Annotated in this window: 17 protein-coding genes; 6 read left to right on the top strand and 11 right to left on the bottom strand. The window is 71.5% G+C overall.

The features are described from left to right. Nucleotides 1-261: 261 nt before the first annotated feature. The 3 genes from glgX to FVS66_RS28450 all read left to right on the top strand — a co-directional run bounded on the left by glgX (nt 262) and on the right by FVS66_RS28450 (nt 6,376). Nucleotides 262-2,421, top strand: coding sequence for a glycogen debranching protein GlgX (gene glgX, locus FVS66_RS28460; RefSeq protein ID WP_149184094.1), 2,160 nt, complete (start codon nt 262-264; stop codon nt 2,419-2,421). A 155-nt stretch (nt 2,422-2,576) separates the two neighbouring features. Next, entirely contained in the window at nt 2,577-4,376 is a 1,800-nt protein-coding gene (locus FVS66_RS28455; RefSeq protein WP_149184093.1) for an ABC transporter ATP-binding protein, read from the top strand. Next, nucleotides 4,373-6,376, top strand: a complete 2,004-nt coding sequence (locus FVS66_RS28450) for an ABC transporter ATP-binding protein (protein ID WP_149184092.1) — start codon at nt 4,373-4,375, stop codon at nt 6,374-6,376. Before FVS66_RS28455 ends, FVS66_RS28450 begins: the two co-directional genes overlap by 4 nt. 44 nt (nt 6,377-6,420) lie before the next feature. On the opposite strand, the gene FVS66_RS28445 is transcribed toward FVS66_RS28450, so the two are convergent. The 7 genes from FVS66_RS28445 to FVS66_RS28415 form a co-directional block, all read right to left on the bottom strand. After that, nucleotides 6,421-7,404: an alpha/beta hydrolase family protein gene (locus tag FVS66_RS28445; RefSeq protein WP_149184091.1), complete on the bottom strand. Its 984-nt coding sequence runs from the start codon at nt 7,402-7,404 to the stop codon at nt 6,421-6,423. 37 nt (nt 7,405-7,441) lie between these two features. After that, nucleotides 7,442-8,473: a hypothetical protein gene (locus FVS66_RS28440; RefSeq protein ID WP_149184090.1), complete on the bottom strand. Its 1,032-nt coding sequence runs from the start codon at nt 8,471-8,473 to the stop codon at nt 7,442-7,444. Nucleotides 8,474-8,476: 3 nt separating this feature from the next. Continuing rightward, nucleotides 8,477-8,971 carry an RICIN domain-containing protein gene (locus tag FVS66_RS28435; protein WP_149184089.1) on the bottom strand — a complete coding sequence of 165 codons (495 nt, stop codon included), beginning with the start codon at nt 8,969-8,971 and terminating at the stop codon, nt 8,477-8,479. A 125-nt stretch (nt 8,972-9,096) separates the two neighbouring features. Further along, entirely contained in the window at nt 9,097-10,563 is a 1,467-nt protein-coding gene (locus FVS66_RS28430; protein WP_262387269.1) for a serine/threonine-protein kinase, read from the bottom strand. Beyond that, nucleotides 10,532-11,353 carry a serine/threonine protein kinase gene (locus tag FVS66_RS28425; protein WP_187645728.1) on the bottom strand — a complete coding sequence of 274 codons (822 nt, stop codon included), beginning with the start codon at nt 11,351-11,353 and terminating at the stop codon, nt 10,532-10,534. Before FVS66_RS28425 ends, FVS66_RS28430 begins: the two co-directional genes overlap by 32 nt. Before the next feature lie 177 nt (nt 11,354-11,530). Continuing rightward, entirely contained in the window at nt 11,531-11,974 is a 444-nt protein-coding gene (locus FVS66_RS28420) for a hypothetical protein (protein WP_149184088.1), read from the bottom strand. A 91-nt stretch (nt 11,975-12,065) separates the two neighbouring features. Further along, nucleotides 12,066-12,443: a hypothetical protein gene (locus FVS66_RS28415; protein ID WP_149184087.1), complete on the bottom strand. Its 378-nt coding sequence runs from the start codon at nt 12,441-12,443 to the stop codon at nt 12,066-12,068. Nucleotides 12,444-12,628: 185 nt separating this feature from the next. Between FVS66_RS28415 and FVS66_RS28410 the strand changes: the two genes are divergently transcribed. Next, nucleotides 12,629-13,501 (top strand): helix-turn-helix transcriptional regulator, encoded by an 873-nt coding sequence (locus FVS66_RS28410; RefSeq protein WP_262387268.1) that lies wholly within the window; start codon nt 12,629-12,631, stop codon nt 13,499-13,501. After that, nucleotides 13,419-13,595 (top strand): DUF397 domain-containing protein, encoded by a 177-nt coding sequence (locus FVS66_RS36300; RefSeq protein ID WP_262387276.1) that lies wholly within the window; start codon nt 13,419-13,421, stop codon nt 13,593-13,595. The genes FVS66_RS28410 and FVS66_RS36300 overlap by 83 nt, the downstream gene beginning before the upstream one ends. Nucleotides 13,596-14,081: 486 nt before the next feature. Here the strand turns inward: FVS66_RS36300 and FVS66_RS28400 are convergent, their stop codons facing one another. From FVS66_RS28400 to FVS66_RS28385, 4 genes are read right to left on the bottom strand one after another with little or no spacing between them, the layout of a single operon-like run. Beyond that, nucleotides 14,082-14,570, bottom strand: coding sequence for a GNAT family N-acetyltransferase (locus FVS66_RS28400; protein WP_149184084.1), 489 nt, complete (start codon nt 14,568-14,570; stop codon nt 14,082-14,084). Beyond that, nucleotides 14,567-15,421, bottom strand: a complete 855-nt coding sequence (locus FVS66_RS28395; RefSeq protein WP_262387267.1) for a protein kinase domain-containing protein — start codon at nt 15,419-15,421, stop codon at nt 14,567-14,569. The genes FVS66_RS28400 and FVS66_RS28395 overlap by 4 nt, the downstream gene beginning before the upstream one ends. Nucleotides 15,422-15,426: 5 nt before the next feature. Next, nucleotides 15,427-16,032, bottom strand: a complete 606-nt coding sequence (locus FVS66_RS28390; RefSeq protein WP_149184082.1) for a hypothetical protein — start codon at nt 16,030-16,032, stop codon at nt 15,427-15,429. 20 nt (nt 16,033-16,052) lie between these two features. Then, nucleotides 16,053-16,472 carry a hypothetical protein gene (locus tag FVS66_RS28385; RefSeq protein WP_149184081.1) on the bottom strand — a complete coding sequence of 140 codons (420 nt, stop codon included), beginning with the start codon at nt 16,470-16,472 and terminating at the stop codon, nt 16,053-16,055. A 263-nt stretch (nt 16,473-16,735) separates the two neighbouring features. Here FVS66_RS28385 and FVS66_RS28380 point away from each other — a divergent pair, with 263 nt between their 5' ends. Beyond that, a complete protein-coding gene (locus tag FVS66_RS28380) occupies nt 16,736-17,920 on the top strand; it encodes a helix-turn-helix transcriptional regulator (protein WP_149184080.1) in 1,185 nt (394 codons plus the stop codon). The last annotated feature ends 47 nt before the right edge of the window (nt 17,921-17,967 follow it).

Raw genomic sequence — 17,967 nt, 5'->3', positions numbered from 1 at the left:
CACGGGGAGGACCGGATCGGGGTGGTCGGGAGCCCTGTTCCGGACGCCGGACGAGCCGCGGGAGGCCGGCAGGTGTCGAGCGCAGCCGAGCAGAGGCCAGTTCAGGGTGCGGTGCCGGACGCACCGGACGCGCCCGTGGAGGTGCGTCGCACAGGGCCGAACGGGTTACACGGGAGCACGGGCGCGGGCACGGGCACGGGGAAGGCCACAGCCACAGCCACGGGCACGGGCTCCGGCGCGCGTACGGGGCCGGGCTCGGCGGTGCCGGCGCCACCGGTCTGGCCGGGGTCGCCTACCCCGCTGGGCGCCCGCTTCCGGACCGGCCCCGACGGGGTCGCCGGCACCAACTTCGCCCTGTGGGCGGGCGGCGCCGAGTCGGTCGAGGTGTGCCTGTTCGCCCCGGACGGCACCGAGACGCGGCTGGCGCTGACGGAGCTGACGCACGAGATCTGGCACGGCTTCGCGCCGGGCGTGCGCCCGGGGCAGCGGTACGGGTACCGGGTGCACGGCCGCTGGGACCCGTGGACGGGCGCCCGCTGGAACCCCGCCAAGCTCCTCCTCGACCCGTACGCGCGCGCGGTCGACGGTGACTTCACGCTGCCGCCCGAGGTGTACGGGCACGTCCGGGACTGGCCGGACCAGCATGTCGCGGACACCGTGCGCGACGGCCGCGACTCGGCGCCGTACGTACCGAAGGGCGTCGTGGTCCACGACGACGCGCCCGGCGACGAGTGGGCCGACGACCGCAGGCCCAAGACGCCCTGGGCCGACTCGGTCATCTACGAGCTGCACGTGCGGGGCTTCACCATGCGGCACCCGGGCATCCCGGAGGAGCTGCGCGGCACATACGCGGGGCTCGCCCACCCCGCGGCGGTCGACCACCTCGTACGCCTCGGGGTGACGGCGGTCGAGCTCCTCCCCGTACACCAGTTCGCACACGAGGACCATCTGCTGCGGCGCGGGCTGCGGAACCACTGGGGCTACAACTCCATCGGCTACTTCGCGCCGCACGCCGCGTACGCCGCCTCCGGGACGGAGGGTCAGCAAGTCGGGGAGTTCAGGCGGATGGTGCGGGCGCTGCACGAGGCCGGCATCGAGGTCATCCTGGACGTCGTCTACAACCACACGGCGGAGGCGAGCGAGCTCGGCCCGATGCTGTCGCTGCGCGGCATCGACAACCGGGGCTACTACCGGCTCCAGCCGGACGCCCGCAGGTACGCCGACTACACGGGGTGCGGCAACACGCTGCACGTCGTACAGCCGCAGGTGCTGCGGCTCATCACGGACTCGCTGCGCTACTGGGTGACCGAGATGGGTGTGGACGGCTTCCGGTTCGACCTGGCGGCGGCGCTGGCCCGGTCCATGCACGACGTGGACATGCTGTCGCCGTTTCTCGCGGTGATCGCCCAGGACCCGGTGCTGCGCCGCGTCAAGCTGATCGCCGAGCCGTGGGACGTCGGGAACGGCGGCTACCAGGTGGGTGCCTTCCCACCGCTGTGGACGGAGTGGAACGACCGGTACCGGGACGCCGTGCGGGACTTCTGGCGCGGTGCGCTGCCCGACGTGCGTGACCTGGGGTACCGGCTGTCGGGGTCGAGCGACCTGTACGCCTGGGGCGGGCGCCGCCCGTACGCGTCGGTCAACTTCATCACCGCGCACGACGGGTTCACGCTGCGCGACCTCGTCTCGTACGAGCAGAAGCACAACGAGGGGAACGGCGAGGACAACCGGGACGGCACGAACGACAACCGGTCCTGGAACTGCGGCGCCGAGGGCGATACGGACGACGAGGCGGTGGGCGCCCTCCGCCGCCGCCAGCTCCGCAACCTGCTGACCACGCTGCTGCTCTCCACGGGCGTGCCGATGTTGGTCGCCGGGGACGAGATGGGGCGCACCCAGGGCGGCAACAACAACGCGTACTGCCAGGACAACGAGATCGGCTGGGTCGACTGGTCGCTGCTGGACGAGCCGTGGGCGCGGGAGCTCCTGGCGCTGGCCCGGCGGCTGCTGGCGCTGCGCCACGCTCACCCGGTGCTGCGGCGCCGGGCGTTCTTCTCCGGCCGCCCCGGGGTCGACGGGCTGCGGGACCTCGCGTGGTTCACGGCGAAGGGGGACGAGATGACGGAACGGGACTGGTACGCGCCGACGCCGACGATCGCCTTCTACCTGTCGGGGCGGGACATCCCGGGCCGGGACGCACGCGGCCGGAGGATCACCGACGACAGCTTCCTGGCGGTCCTCCACGCGGGTGACCGGCCGGTCGGGCACCAGCTGCCGGGGCCGCCGTGGGCGGAGGAGTACGAGCTGGTGGTGGACACGTCGCGGGAGGAGCAGGAGGAGCCGCCTGGGGTGGTGTGCCGGGGCGGGGAGAAGGTGACGGTGCCGGGCCGGTCGGCGATGCTGTGGCGGGTGCGGACCTGAGGACGGGACGTCCGGGGCAACAGGGTCCGGGCGGAGGTCGGGAGGTCCGGGAGGTCCGGGAGGTCCGGGACCGGAGAACGAGGGCCAAGGACCGAGGGCTGTTCGGCGGAAAAGCGCATGAGCGATGTCAGTGGTGAACCGTACGCTCGGCCCTGATGCCTCCCTCACCGTCGTACGCCGTCCCGCCCCCTGCCCCGAAGCGCTCCGCCGTGCGCTCGCTGCTGCGGCTGTGGCCCTATCTGAGGCCCGTACGGGTCAGGTTCTTCACGGCCGCGTTCGTCGCGGTCGTGGCGTCCTGTCTGAGCCTGGTCATCCCGCTGGTGCTGAAGTGGATGGTGGACGGCCCGGTCGCGGACCGTGACCCGGGCGGGGTGTGGCTGGGCGCGCTCGCCGTGCTGGCGCTGGGCGTCGCGGAGGCGTTGCTGTTCGGGCTGCGCCGCTGGCTGGTGGCGCGGCCGCTGACGGGCGTGGAGGCGGCGCTGCGCGGCGACCTCTACCGGCGGTTGCAGCGGCTGCCGGTGGCCTTCCACGACCGGTGGGCGTCGGGTCAGCTGCTGTCACGGGCGACCACGGATCTGTCGCTGCTGCGGATGTTCCTGGTGTTCCCGCTGACGTTCCTGTTCGTCAACGGCGTGACGGTGCTGGCCGGGTTCGTGGTGCTGCTGACGCAGGACTGGGGGCTGGGCCTGGTGCTGCTCGTGCCGGTGGTGCCGCTGATCGTGGGCTGCTCGCTGTTCGAGGTGCGGTACGCGAAGGTGGCGCGGCGGGCTCAGGACCAGGTGGGCGATCTGACGACGGTGGTCGAGGAGAGCGTGCTCGGCATCCGGGTCGTGAAGGGGTTCGGCCGGCACCGCAGCCAGGAGCGGGCGTTCGCCGTGCAGGCCGGGCGGCTGCGCGGCACGGAGCTGCGCAAGGCCCGGCTGCTGGCGACCGTCTGGGCGTTCATCACGATCGTGCCGGAACTGGCGGTCGGGGCGGCGCTGGTGCTGGGCACCGTGCAGGTGGCGGACGGTTCGCTCTCGGCGGGGACGCTGGTGGCGTTCCTGTCGACGGCGCTGGCGCTGCGGTGGCCGGTGGAGTCGATCGGATTCCTGCTGGCGATGAGTCAGGAGGCGGCGACGGCGACGGAGCGGTACTTCGAGGTGATGGACCAGGCGGAGGAGGAGCCGGGCCCCGTGGCGCCGGTGGCGTCCGGGCAGGACGACGCCCCGGGCGGTGTGGTCTTCGAGAACGTGTGCTTCCGCTACCCGGACGCGCCGGAGGACGCTCCGCCGGTGCTGCGCGGGGTCGATCTGCGCATCCGGCCGGGCGAGACTCTGGCGCTGGTGGGCGCGACCGGCTCCGGGAAGACCACGCTCACGGCCCTGGTGCCGCGGCTGCACGAGCTGACCGCGGGGCGCATCCTGCTGGACGGCGCGGACATCACGGCCATGCCCCGGGAGCGGCTGCGGGCGCTGGTGGCGGTGGCGTTCGAGGAGCCGACGCTGTTCTCGGCGAGCGTCCGGGAGAACGTCCTGATGGGCGCGGGCCCGGACGCGGGCGAGCCGGAGCTGCGGAGCGCGCTGGATGTGTCCCAGGCCGGTTTCGTCGCGGACCTGCCGAAGGGCACGGCCACGGAGGTCGGCGAGCAGGGCCTGAGCCTCTCGGGCGGGCAGCGGCAGCGGCTCGCGCTGGCCCGCGCGGTGGTGGGCCGGCCCCGGTTCCTGGTCCTGGACGACCCGCTGTCGGCCCTGGACGTCCATACCGAGGCCCTGGTGGAGGCGGCTCTGCGGGAGGTGCTGCGCGACACGACCGCGCTCGTGGTGGCGCACCGCCCGTCGACGGTGCTCCTGGCCGACCGGGTCGCGCTCCTGTCGGAGGGCAGGATCGCGGCGGTCGGCACGCACCAGGAGCTGTTGCGGAGCAGTGTGGAGTACGCGTGGCTGATGTCGGGGGCGGAGGACGGGGAGCGATGACGGCTCAGACACGGACGCAGGCTCGTGAGCCCGAGCCCGAGCCCGGCCGGGAACAGGGTCGGGCACAGGAGAAGAGGCAGGGGCCGGCACAGGAGAAGAGGCAGGGGCCGGCACAGGAGAAGAGGCGGGGGCGGGGACACGAGGCGGAGCGGGCCCCGGCGCGGGAGCGGGACCCGTTCTCCCAGGACGCGCTGCCCGCACCGAAGGGCGCGACGGGGGCGCTGCTGCGGTCGCTGCTCGCGCCCCGGCGGGCCCGGGTGGCTCTGTCGGCGCTTCTCCTGCTGCTCCAGCAGGCGGCGGTGCAGGCGGGGCCACTGCTCGTCGCCTACGCCATCGACCGTGCCGTACCGGCGCTGCGCCAGGGCGACCACGGCCCGCTGGTCGCGGTGGCGGCCGGGTACGTGCTCTGCGCGGTGGGAGCGGGGACCTTCCAGTACGGCTTCGTCCGTGCCTCGGCCCGGGTGAACCAGGACGTGCTGCTCGACCTGCGGGGGCGGATCTTCCGGCACGCCCAGGTGCTCAGCGTGGACTTCCACGAGCGGTACACGTCCGGGCGGCTGATCTCGCGGTCGACGACCGATGTGGAGTCGCTGCGGGAGCTGCTGAGCGAGGGCCTGCAGGAACTGATCAGCGTCTGCCTCTCCTTCGTCTCCATCTCCCTGCTCCTGCTCTGGCTCGACTGGGGCATCGGCGCGGTCGCGGTGGCCTCCTTCGTGCCGCTGTATCTCCTCGTACGGCTCTACCGGCGGCGGGCGTCCCGGGCGTTCAGCGCGCGCTCCACCGCCGTCGCCGCGGTCATCGTGAGGTTCGCGGAGACCATGAACGGCATCCGGCCGGTCCGGGCGTTCCGGCGGGAGCGGGCCAACGACGAGGTGTTCGGCGTTCTGAACCACCGCCATGAGCGGCGCAACGGCGACGCGATCCTCGAGATGGCCCGCTATGTCATGTGCTCCCGCCTGGTGGCGAACACGGCTGTCGCGGGCATGGTGCTGTGGGGCGCGTACCGGGTGGCGGACGGCACGCTCGCGCTGGGCGTGCTGGCCGCCGCGGTGCTGTACGTACGACGGCTGTACGAACCCATCGACCGGCTGGCGATGTTCCTGAACGCGTACGAGTCGGCGGGGGCGTCCCTGGAGAAGATCGCCGGGCTGCTGGCCCAGACACCGACGGTGCCGGAGCCCGACGTGTCCCGGGAGCTGCCCGCGCGCCCGGCCGACGCCCCGGGCCGCGAGGTGGTCTTCGAGAACGTGCGGTTCGCGTACCGGACGGGCGGCGAGGTGCTGCCGCGCTTCGACCTGACGATCCCTGCCGGTCAGACGGTGGCGGTGGTCGGTTCGACGGGTGCGGGCAAGTCGACGCTGGCGAAGCTGCTGGCGCGCTTCTACGACCCTTCCCCGAGCTCTCAACGCCGTTCGAGCGGGGGAGACCCCACCGACGGCCGCGTCCTCCTCGACGGCGTCGACCTGCGGGACCTGTCCACGGCCGAGCTGCGGCGCGGGGTGGTGATGGTGACGCAGGAGGCGTTCCTGTTCTCCGGGACGGTCGCGGAGAACATCGCGGTCGGCCGCCCGGACGCCACACGCGAGGAGATCGAGCACGCCGCGAAGGCGATCGGCGCGCACGACTTCATCGCCGCGCTCCCGGACGGCTACGACACCGACGTACGCAAGCGGGGCGGCCGTATCTCGGCGGGCCAGCGCCAGCTGGTCGCCTTCGCCCGCGCGCTCCTGGCCGATCCGGGGGTGCTGATCCTGGACGAGGCGACCAGCTCCCTCGACATCCCCGGCGAACGGGCGGTGCAGCGCGCGATGGACACGGTGCTGCACGGCCGTACGGCGGTGGTCATCGCCCACCGACTGTCGACGGTGGAGATCGCGGACCGGGTGCTGGTCATGGAGCACGGCCGCGTCGTGGAGGACGGCCCGCCCTCCCGGCTCATCGCCGGTGACGGCCGTTTCGCTGGGCTGCACCGGGCGTGGCGGGAGAGCGTGGTGGGGTGACGGGCGGCCGGGCGTGCATGCGTCCGTCCGCGCGTCGGGCTCGCCTACGCCTTGCGGAGTCGGCCGATGATCCCGTCGAGGTCGCGGATGAACAGGTGTTCGCGCACCCAGTGGCCGCCGGGCTCCTCGTACCACTCGTGCGGGATGCCCGCGTTGCCGAGAAGGCCGCGGAACTCACGTTGCCCGTTGAGCACATGAATCTCGTTGAACCAGTCCCACACGGTGGCGGGGCTGGTCCCGGCGACCATGAAGACCCGCTTGTTCCGGTAGCTCTCGATGCGCTCGACCGGGTTGTCGGCGGTGACCCTTGCCTGGTCCCACGGCGCGCCGTAGACCATGCCGCCGCCCAGTTCCACGGCCATGGAGGAGGCGTTGGCCCAGTGGACGACCGCGCCGTCGTCGCGGCGCAGGCTGGCGGGGCCGGAGTGGGAGCTGACCGAGGCGAAGTGGCCCCAGTACTTGGCCGCGTACTTCAACGCGCCGAAGCCGCCCATGGAGAACCCGGAGACGGCGCGGCCGTCGTACTCGGCGTACGTCCGGAAGTTGGCGTCGACCCACCGGATCAGCTGCTCGATGTGGAAGTGTTCCCAGTCGCGGGGGCCGACGTTGGAGCTGACCGGGTTGGAGTACCACCCCGCGCGTCCGCCGTCGGGCATCACGACGATGATCGGCTTGCCGGCGGTCCAGGCACGGATGTTCAGGGGCGGGCGGTCGAAGGTGATGAAGTCCTGGTCGCCGCCGTGGAGCAGGTAGAGGACGGGGTAGGTGCGTCCGCTGGTGTGGTAGCCGTCGGGGAGCAGGACGTTCACGCCGGGGTCCCAGCCGATCGCGTCGGTGGCGAACCGGTAGTACCACATACGGGGGTCGCTCTCGTTGCGGTCCGTGATGCGCAGGCCGAAGCCGTCGCCCGCCGCGGCGGCCGGTGACGCCGCCGCGAGGACGCTCCCGCCGGCGAGAGCCATCGCCGCGGAGAACCCCCCGGCGGCCTTCAGGACGTTCCTGCGGGTGGGGCGGTGCTCGCTCAACATGACCTCCTGGTCGGGAAGGGGAGTGCGTGGCGGCTGGTCACTTCTCGGTGATCCAGGTGCCCTTGTCGGGATGCCAGTGGATGGTGGCGTTCTGGAACCGCTGGGCCTTGCCGCCGCCGGCCTCGTCCGCCTCGTCGGTGACGGGGTAGCCCAGCGCCTTCTCGTGGCCGGCGGAGCGGAACGCGTCGTAGATCGCTCCGTGGACGGTGTGTGTGCCGGTCTGCGGCGACCACAGGAACAGCCCACGCTCGAAGACCTGGTAGCGGCCTCGGGTTCCGTCGGGTGCCTGTGCGGCGTCGGCCTCGTCCATCGTCGGGAAGCCCCAGCGCCGCTCCGCGTCCGTCGCCCAGAACTTGTCCAGGATGTCGCCGTGTACGGCGTAGGCCACGTCCGGGTGCCAGATGATGATCCCGTTCTGGAACAGCTGGAAGCGTCCGTCCAGCGAGGACGCCTCCTCGGCACGGACCGGCAGGCCGAGCACGCTGCCGTGCCCGCCCATGCTGTGGTACTTCGCCCCGATCGCGCCGTAAGGCTGGAACGCCTCGTCCCGCATCGCCCGGGCGACGCCCTCCGCCTGGTCGTACCGTTCCGGGTAGGCGGAGCGCTGGACGGCCTGGGCCAGCTGACCGGCGGTGCTGCCTTCCATGCCGGGTTCCATCCGCAGGGCCACCTCGAAGAACCTGCCCGCCGCGTAACCGACGTCGAGGATCTGGTCGGGCGTGCCCCAGCCCTGCGAGGGCCGCTGCTGGAAGACGCCGAGCGAGTCCCGGTCCCCGCACGCCAGGTTGTTCATATGGGACTCGACCCAGCCCGCCTCGAAGCCGGCGAGCATCACCTTGTCGGACACCCCCATGCGCTGGCCGACCTCGTAGACCTTGCGGGTCACCGCGATGTCCCGGTCGGAGGGAACGGCGCAGTACGCCTCGGCCGGCGCGGTGTGCCCGAGGGGACCAGGCACGCCGTCCGCGCTCCGCACCGCCAGCGCCGGGCCGCCCAGGGCTGACACGGCCGCCGTGACCAGCAGGACGACTGTTCCGAACCGTATGGGTGCTGTGTGTGAGCGCCGCATGCGTCAGGACCACTTCTGGTAGGTGCCGCCGTTGCACACCCAGGTGCGGAAGCCCTGGGCGCTGTCGTCGATGCACCGCAGGGTGGCCTGGTTCTGGAAGCTGATGGTGCCGTCGCCCCAGACCTTGACCCACCAGCTCTGTCCCGGGCTGGAGTCGCAGATCACGGCGGTGCGGAAGCCGTTGTCGGAGTCCTCCACGCAGCGGCCCGTGTTGAGGTTCCGCAGCTGGCGTGTCCCGTCGTTCCAGACGTGTACGGACCACTTCTGCGGGTTGGTGTTGTTGCAGCTCCAGGTGCGGAAGCCCTGGTCGGTGTCGTCCATGCACCGGTCCGTGGCCTGGTTCTTGAAGGTCTGCAGGACGGCTGCGGCGACCGGCGCGGGTGCGGGCGCGGGGGCCGGGGCGGATGTGCTTCCGACGGCCAGGGCGCCGGGCGCCGGGGCGAGGGACGCGAAGGCGAAGGCCCCGCCGATCAGGAGCGTTCGCATGCTGCTGCGCATGGCTCTGTTCCTTTCGTGAGCGCGGTCCGCGGACCGACAGCCCGCAAGGTAGCCATGGGCCTGGCGGGCGAGGTATCCGGAACGATCCGGAGTGACGGGGCCCGGCGGTTCCGGCAGTGTTCCGCTCAGCGCACGGATGTGGGACCCGGGCAACGGGGGAGCTCGGGGCGGTCCTTCGTGCGTACGGCGGGCAGCCAGGCGGTGGACCGTGCGGAGCCCGCCGGAAGGAGGACGCGGTACCACTCGGCGGACCAGTCGTCCGACTCGTCCACGATGGGCGTCCCTTCGGGGAGTCGGCAGTCGACGGCGAGGACGTCACCGTGCCACACCCGTGTCGGTACGACGTTGTCGGCGGTGTAGGCCCGCAGGGGGTCGATCGCCAGGCCGAGACTGCACTGCGGGTCCCGGTCGGTACGGCCCCGGCATGCCTGCTCGGCGTTGAACACCCGGACCCGGCCGACGGATGCGGTGGTAGAGGCGGTGGCGGTGGCGGTAGTGGTGGCCGCGTCGCCAGGTTCGTCGCGCACGGCGTACGACCAGCTCGCCGCGGCCACTCCGCACACGGCGACGGCCGCGAGGGCGGCGCGGGCCGCCCTCCGCCGACGTGCCGCCGGGCCCCGGCCGGCCCCGGTCGCCGCGGACTCCCCGGTCTGCCGGGCGGTGATGCGCGTCAGCAGGCTCTCGGCGGTGTGCGCGGCACGCAGGGCGTGCGTCGGGGCGAGGCAGTCGGCGGCCAGCGCACGCCAGAAGGGCGGTACCGCGTTGTCCATGCGCAGCGGCGCCCGGCCTTCGGCGTACTCCTGTGCCGCCGCGCCGCGCGCCATGGGGGTGGCTCCGGGAAACGGCGAGGCTCCGGACGCGAACAGCTCGTGAATCATGATGCCCAGGGCCCAGATGTCGGCGCTCGGCCGGACCTGGACGCCGTGCTCGCCGAGTTGGGCCTTCCAGCGCTCGGGCGGGAGGTAGTCGAAGGTGCCCATCGGCGGCGCGTACCCGTGGGTGCCATGGGTGCCGGTCAGTTCCGTGGCGAGCCCGAAGTCCGAGAGCCTGACCGAACCGTCCGCCATGAGCAGGACGTTGTCCGGCTTGAGGTCGCCGTGCACCCAGCCGGTGCCGTGCAGATGTGCCAGGCCCTCGCAGACCTCCGTGATCAGCCTGGCCGCTTCCGCCTCGGTGATTCCCGCGTCGGCGTCGGCGTCGGCGTCAAGGAGATCGCGCAGGCTGCGCTCGGCCCGCTCCATGACCAGCACGATCGCGCCGTCCAGGAACGGGTGGTCCGGTTCGCTGAGCACGGCGGAGTCCAGCAGACGGATCAGCCTCGGATGACCGGCCCGGCGGCCGAGTTCGACCTCGCGTCGGGCGGTCTCCGCGACCTTGCGGGCCTGGCGCGGCGAGAGCCCGGCCGTCGGCAGGAACTTGAGCGCGACGTGGCCGCCGTCCCCTGTGCCGTCCTCGCCGACCGGCCGTCCCGCGTGGACCGTTGCCCAGCCACCGGCCGCGATCGGCCCGGTGACCTCCCAGCGGCCCACACGGTAGCCGGGCGGGACCTGTTCGGTGCGGTCACTTCCCGATGTGTCGGCCGGGCCGTGCACCGTTCACTCCTCCGACCCTGGGCGGCAGCAGCGCGAGATGCTCCTCCCGTACGAGCCCGAACCGCAGCGCGAGTCCGACGAGTGCCTCCCGCTTGCCGTTGCGGCGGGCACCCCTGCGGTGTTCGTCCTCGGCCGGGACGCCGACCCGGACCTTCTCCTCGGCCAGGTAGTCGATGTGCGAGCTGACCGCCCGGGCCGTCAGCCGTTCGCAGGCGGCGTGACCGCCGAGCCGCTCGACGATCTGGGGCGTGGTCGGCACCGCGACCGGCGACTCGTCACGCAGCCGCGGTTCGCAGAGCGCCACCAGCACCAGGAAGTAGATGGCCGTCTCGTCCAGGGAGTACGCCATGACCGTGCGGCTCCCCAACGGGCCGCCCGTGCCGTCCGGGTCCAGGTAGACGTGGTCGGGCGCGAACACCTGGAAGGCGACCGCGCTGTCGCCACGGGTGGGCAGTACGACACGCGAGAACTCGAAGGGTATGGGGGCTCCGGCCCGCCGTGGCGGAACCCTCAGATACTCCCCCGCGCCCTCTGGGTTCTCGACCAGATAGCTCTGCGAGGTGCTGTGGTTGCTGAGCTGCCAGTGGTCGTCGGTCACCCGGATCTCCCCCGCCAGCCGGGAGATCGCCTCATCGAAGAGGCGGAGCTCGACCGGGCTCGTCGTGGAGCCCCGCCCGAAACGCGCCACCTCCCCCGGGCCGAGCCGCAACGTCACCGCGTCAGCGCACGACTCGCCGCCGACGCCGCCGCCACCGCTCCCCCGCGGCAGATGGATCACCACCCCGCTCACTGACCGCCCCCTCCTCGCCCCCGCGTCGGCGGGGTCGTCACGCACGCGGAAGGTTACCCGTCGCACGCGGGAGTCCCGGCTCGGCTTTGGCCGATTTCGCGGGTCGGGACCGTACGGTCAGCGGCCTCACCCGGGCCTCGCTCACGACAGAACGGCGCGAACCCCACCCTTCCTTTGTCACCCCTGCGGCTCGTCCCCCTCGTAAGCGACCAGGGCCGCCTGGCGGCCCTCGAAGAGTTCGCCGAGGTCGTCGGGGGCCACGCGCTCCTGGAGCAGCGTCACACTGGCCCGGGCCTCCACGGCCGCCCATGCCTGGCGGGCGCGCTTGTTCGCGCGGCGCCGGGAATCGCTCCGCAGGAACGCCGCCCCAGCGGCGAGCCCCGCCGCGGCGAGCGCCACCAGCGCGGCGGGGACCCGGGCGTCGGCCGAGGCCAGCCCCGCCGCACCGGACACGCCGGCCAGCATGGCGGCGGGAAAGCCCAGGCCGATGTCCACCTTCGCCCAGAAGTCGGCTCTTCGGTGGGCCAGGTTCTTCTGCCGTGCCGCCTCGTCACGGAGCCGCTCGACCTCGGCACGGAGAGGCCGCGGGGAGTCACCGGGAGCAGCAGATGCAGTCGCCATGCAGGCGATTCCAACACGCCTGGCCCGCAAGGCACTTGACACGCGCCCCACAGTCTTCCGGTGCCGCTTTCGTCAGTCCCGGACAGAACCGTCAGCCCGCGTGCCGCTCCGCCAGATGGCGCCGCAGCAGGACGCTGGCGTCGGTCGCCGCGCTGCCGTCGTGCCGGTTGCGCGCGTCCGCGCGCAGGGCCGCCAGCTCCAGGCAGGCCGCACAGCCGGGTACGGGAGCGGGTGGCCGGTCCAGGGACGCGGCGGCGCCGGTCGCGGTCCGGCCGTTGGCGGCCCGCACCCCGGCGCTGAGCCGCTCGGCCAGGGACGCCGGGCGGATGCGTACCGGATCGGCCTCCCATTCCCGTCCCCCACCGAGGGGACGCAGCAGCACATACGGACCCGAGACGGCCCGGTACTCGCCGACCTTGTCGGCCACCGGGTCGTAGACAAGCGTGCCGCATTCGACCTGTTGTTCCATCGCTGCTCCGTACGTGGCTCACGCCCCGCGACGCGAGGACGCTCAATTACTTTGGGTGCGTCCAGCGTTGCTCAGCGCATCGACGCAACTCAACGCTTTGCACGTGCCATTGATCGACTGTCACAGGGGGAGACCAGGTGAGCCGACGCAACGCCACAGGGGGAACGGCGGCCACGACCGCCGCCGTGTTCGGCGAGCTGCTGAAGCACTACCGCGAGGCTGCGGACCTCACTCAGGCGGCACTCGCCAGGAAGATCCCGTGCGACCGCTCCCACGTGGCCCGCGTGGAGGCGGGCACACGCGTCCCGCAGGACACGTTCGCCAGGACGTGCGACGACCTGCTGAGGACGGGAGGGGTGCTGCTGCGACTGTGGGGAAAGATCGATTGGTATCCGGAGGTCACACACCCGGACTGGTTCAGGCGCAGGGCGGAGATGGACGCCGAAGCGGTGGCGCTACGCGAGTACCAGGCTCAGGACATGCCGGGCCTCTTGCAGTCGGAGGACTACGCGCGGGCCCTGTTCTCCCAGATCGCCGGCGGCGAGGAAGTGGAGGAACGGGTCAAGGCCCGACTGAGTCGACAGCAGCGTTTCCTCGCCCCCGGTGGACCGCTGTACATCGCGGTACTGGACGAAAGCTGCCTGCGTACCGTCGTGGGCGGCCCGGCCGTCATGCGGGTCCAGTGCGCACACCTTCTCGATGTGGGGCAGCGCCCCAACATCTGGATCCAGGTCGCCCCGGCGAACCGCGCGGGGCTCAGCCGGCCAAAGACGTCCATGACGCTGATCAGGCTGCCAGAGGGGGACGAGTGGCTGTACTCGGAGTCTCTCAACAGAGGCCATTTCCAAGACGATCCAACTCTCTACACCCGCTACAGCCGTGCCTATGATGTGCTCAGGGCGGACGCTCTGTCAGCCCGTGAATCCGCGGCTCTGATCAGCGACGTTATGGAGGGGTACGAGCGCCATGGAGTGGATCAAGAGCAGCTACAGCGGCAACGACGGCGGCAACTGCATCGAAATAGCCCCCGCCATCCCCGACGTCGTCCCCGTCCGTGACAGCAAAACCCCGGACGGCCCCGCCCTCGCCTTCGACCGATCAGCCTGGTCCTCGTTCGTCTCGGCGATCCAGCGCGACCAGTTCAACGCCTGAGCGGCCACCATTCGCGGATGCACTCATCCCGGTGGCCCCACTGTCCGATGGCGGCGGCGAGCCGGCTGTTCCCCGTGATCACGACAGCCGCGCCGTGGACGCGTACGGGCCTGGTGAACCTCAAGGTCCGGGCCATGCGCGCGCTGGACTTCGGTGGCAGCGCGTACTCGTCCTTCACGCGCGCCGCTGACGGCCGTGCTGCCCGCGACATCCACCCCGACCGCCCCGGCGAACGCCCAGCGCACCGCTCAGACGCAGACGTCGGTGGCGATCGCGTGGGACGCGATGGAGTCGACGCCGGCCGTCCGGGAGTACCGGGTGCATTCATCCGGGATTCACCGGGCGCCAGTCCCGGCAGCATCGACGCCGACCCAGCCGCGGCAGGGGACACGGCTCCGAAAGCGCCGGTCCGCGAGCGCGTCGTCTGAGACCGTACTGCGCCCCGCCTCCTGGTCGTACTTCGGTGGGGCGCGGTGCTCGGGCTGTTCAACGAGCATGGTGGAGTTCGTACACCAGGTGGGGCACGACCACCCCGTCAACGGCATGCATGTTCGACGTGCCGACGCACTCGAATCCGACCTTGGTCAGGACGCGACCGGAGGCGGGGTTGTTGGGATGGTGTTTTGCGCCGAGGCTGTCCAGGCTGGCGGTGGTGAAGGCGTACACGACGAGCTGCTTCACGGCCTCGGTTGCGTACCCGGAGCCCCAGGTGTCTTCGCGTAGGACGTAGCTCACCCGGCCGTGGGTGCCGACGCGGCGGAGCTTGACGACACCGACCAGGTCCCCGGCATGGTCGATACCGAGGACATGATGAACGACCGGTTCCTCCTTCGCCCATGCCTGGATGCGCTCGATGTACCGCTCGGCGTCCTCGCCGGTCATCTCCCCTCGTCCCAGGAAATGCACAGATCCACCGTGGTAGACGCGGCGGAGCTCGGGTGCGTCGTCCATGGTGAGGGGCCGAAGGCGTATCAACGGGTGCCCGCGGTGAGCATGGCGGCGAGATCGGCGGCCGTGGGCCGGTCCTCGGGGGACGGCGTCAGGCAGGCCGACAGCATGTCTTCGAACACCGGGAAGGCCCACGGCCGGGCCTGGTCCAGGAGGATGGTGCGGCCTTTGGTGATGGTCTGGAGCTTCACCGCGCGGTCTGCGGTGTCCTCGTAGGAGACGGGGCGCTGTCCGGTCCAGCACCAGAAGAGCGACGCCCCCAGGCCCCAGACGTCGGCTGGCGGCCGGGCCTGGACATGGGTGTCGTTGCTCGTGGACAGGATTGCGTCCGCCACCTCCGGAGCGGTCGTGTGGGTCAGGGCTCCCCGGTACGGGATGTGGTCCTCATCGGGGCCGCAGGACAAGGCGTAGTCGATGATCGCCGCATGCCCGTCGGGCGTCACGAGGGTGTTGGTGGGTTGTACATCGGCGTGGGCCCACCCTGCGGCGTGCATCCGCGCCAGGCGCTCAGCCCATGTGCGGGCGATACCGAGGAGCCAGGGCCGCACAGACGGGCGGTCGCCCTCGGTTCCCCGGGCGAGCGCGAAGGCTCGCCACAGCGGGACGCCGTTGACCCAGCCCACCGCAAGCCACCTACCGCGCTCCCAGGCCCCGGCGTCGACCCGGTAGCCGGGGCGGATCGCACCCGCGTGGATGAGCTTGAGGAGATGACGGTCCTCCTGGTCCATCTCGGCGGCCTTGTCCCGTGCACCGTCGTCCTCGGGGTTGTTGGCCTTGAGCGCGACCGCGCCCCGAGAACCTTCGAGCTTCCATGCCCGTGACCCGCGGCGGTCGCTGAGGAGATCCTCGATGACCGGTGGCCCCAGCCGCTCGGCCAAGACCTCTACTGCTTCAACAGGAGCTGGTGCGCCCACCGCTTCACGTCCTTCCACTCAGGCGGTACATCAGCGAATACGTCCCGGCCGTCGTCCACCGCGTTGGCGAGAGCGGCGGCGAGGGTGGGTGTGGCGGCCAGGAAACGCGGGTCACGGGGCCGTACCGCGCCCCGGACCGGCATGAACGGCACCGGAGGGGAGGGCACGTCGCGGCCGTACCGGTCGGTGTGCTCCTCGCCGGCCCGGAATTTCCCGAACATCAACCCCATGGGCCCGTACAGGTTCTTCAGTGCCCAGTGCGGCCACTTCATCACCCCGTAGTCAGCGCCCAGGAGGACGATGTTCTCGCACACGAGCGCGCCATGCCGCCGACCAGCAAGAGGACGCACCCACTCGGCGGCCTGTACCCCGGCGTGGAACACCTCCGCTTCGATGTCGTCTTCGTCCCCGGCCGCCTCGTACACCGTCCACCCGGTAAGCCCGCGCTCGACCGAGGGCGCCAGGTAGGGGCAGTGGGCGGCGACCGCCTGCACGTACGGCGTGACGTCGGCCGAGCACGGGTTCGTGGTGCGGGCCTCAATGAGGCGGAGCGCCCCGGCGGTGGGCCGGAGCACCCCTTCAGCGTGCGTGGTGATCACCGGGTGGCGGTCTCGCGCCGCTCCGGGACGGCGTCGTCGCCGTCCCCGGTGGTGGGTCCGCAGTCCCACTCGGCGACCACGACGCCGGTGTCCCGGTAGCGGTTCAGGGCCTCCCGGTCGACCTGGCCATCCTTGTCGGTGAACCAGATCTCCGGCAGGGAGCCGAACATCTCCTCGTACGCCTGGACCCAGGAGATCTCGCCCACGCCGATGAACGGCGCGTGACCGAGCGGCATGCCGGCCGTTTCAGTGCAGAAGTCGGCGTACTCCGGGGACGTGAGCAGCTCGTGCCACTCGGCGTCGATGGCCGGGGAGAACATCTCCATCGGCCTCCTGTCACCGTCGCGGAACCGCCGCGCGGTGACGGTGAAGAACCGGCCCAGCTCGATGCGCTCCGGGCTGAGGGTGGTGCTCATGGTGGTGCTCCTCTCGATTGTGTTTCGAGTGGTGCTGGATAGCACCGGGGCCTCGGGGGGAAAGCACCCGGCGCCGGTAGCGCCGTCCCCGGCGCGAGGGACACGAGGACGTGGCCGCCGGTTTGGAGACACCGCCCAGGAGCCGGTACTGCTCCCCAGGGGCTCCCAGGCGGCGTGACACTCAGTCAACGGCAGTACGCGCCCGGCGGCTACGACGCTGGAAACACCTGCAAGACCTGTGCATCAATCGGCAAAATGTGTGCATGACCGAGACGTTGGGCGAGACGCTACGGCGCGCGCGACTGATCAAGAGGCTGTCTCAAGGGGGCCTGGGCGACGCCGTGGGCTACTCCGCCTCGTGGGTGTCCCGCGTGGAGAACGACAAGGTCACACCGGATACGGCCGCGCTGGTCGCCTTATGTGATGTGCTGGGCCTGTCCGCAGAAGCCGTGGGACTCGAAGGGGACGATGTGCACCGCCGTGAGCTGCTGACTCTGGGACTGGGGGTGGGGATCGCCGCAGCGCTCCCGTCCTCCACCGCCTCGGCCGCCGAACCGAAGAACTTGGTCGAACAGGCGCTGTTCAAGCTCCCCGACGCCCGTCCCGCTGCCCGTGACGCCCTCACCTCGTCGCTCAGCCACGCCCGCGGCCTGTTCCACGAAGCGCATTACACCGATCTCGGGCGCGCGCTGCCGCCGCTCATCTCCCGGTCCCTGGCATCACGCGCCCACGACATCGCCGCACGCGCCTACGTCCTCCTCGCACAGCTCGCGATCAAGAACTACCAGGGCTACGCGTGGATCGCCGCCGACCGGGCCCGTATGCAGGCGGAGCTGACGGGCAACCCGGTCGTCATGGGAGAGGCCGCGCACTCCATGGCCATCACCATGCGCCGATCCGGTGAGTACCAGGCCGCCATCGACCACCTCAAGGAAGCGGCCGACCGGCTCGACGAGAGCCCCGACCAGCTTGCCATGCGCGGCACGCTGCTGCTGACCGCGAGCTACAGCGCCGCCCAGCCCCGCTGGCGTGGACAAGCCATGGAGTTCATCGAGGAGGCCGAAGAGACCGCGTCCCGCCGGGAAACGATGGCCCGCAAGCTGTATATCCCCGGCGTGTTCGGGATCGACCAAACGCAGGTGTTCCGGATCTCCGTGCACCATGCGTTGGGCGAGGCCGACGAGGCCCTGACCTTCGCGGAGAAGACCGACCTGCGCCGCCTACCCAACGCGGAGCGCCGAGGACGCATGTGCATGGACATCGCCCGCGTCTGGCGGGACCTGGGCGAGCCGGAGAAGGCTTTCATCGCCCTGCGGGCCATGGAGCAGTACGCGCCGGAAGAAGCCCGGCGTCCGAAGGTTCGGGCAATCACCGCCGAACTCCTCACCGCGAACCGGGAGATCCCCGGCCTGCACCTCTTCGCCCAGCGCACCGGAGCCGCCGCGTGATCATTCTCGATCACGCCCGCCGAAGACCCGCTCAAGGACAGCATCAC

This window comes from Streptomyces sp. TRM49041, from assembly GCF_008271805.1.
Classification (GTDB): Bacteria; Actinomycetota; Actinomycetes; order Streptomycetales; family Streptomycetaceae; genus Streptomyces.
The sequence above is the reverse complement of the archived record's forward strand: the minus strand, read 5'-3'. Positions and strand labels throughout refer to the sequence as shown.

Excerpts from the sequence above, each read along its gene's own strand:
- FVS66_RS28445 (WP_149184091.1), bottom strand. The coding sequence starts at position 7,404 with ATGTTGAGCGAGCACCGCCCCACCCGCAGGAACGTCCTGAAGGCCGCC.
- FVS66_RS28415 (WP_149184087.1), bottom strand. The coding sequence starts at position 12,443 with ATGGAACAACAGGTCGAATGCGGCACGCTTGTCTACGACCCGGTGGCC.
- FVS66_RS28455 (WP_149184093.1), top strand. The coding sequence starts at position 2,577 with ATGCCTCCCTCACCGTCGTACGCCGTCCCGCCCCCTGCCCCGAAGCGC.
- FVS66_RS28435 (WP_149184089.1), bottom strand. The coding sequence starts at position 8,971 with ATGCGCAGCAGCATGCGAACGCTCCTGATCGGCGGGGCCTTCGCCTTC.
- FVS66_RS28420 (WP_149184088.1), bottom strand. The coding sequence starts at position 11,974 with ATGGCGACTGCATCTGCTGCTCCCGGTGACTCCCCGCGGCCTCTCCGT.
- FVS66_RS28450 (WP_149184092.1), top strand. The coding sequence starts at position 4,373 with ATGACGGCTCAGACACGGACGCAGGCTCGTGAGCCCGAGCCCGAGCCC.
- FVS66_RS28385 (WP_149184081.1), bottom strand. The coding sequence starts at position 16,472 with ATGAGCACCACCCTCAGCCCGGAGCGCATCGAGCTGGGCCGGTTCTTC.
- FVS66_RS28380 (WP_149184080.1), top strand. The coding sequence starts at position 16,736 with ATGACCGAGACGTTGGGCGAGACGCTACGGCGCGCGCGACTGATCAAG.
- FVS66_RS28440 (WP_149184090.1), bottom strand. The coding sequence starts at position 8,473 with ATGCGGCGCTCACACACAGCACCCATACGGTTCGGAACAGTCGTCCTG.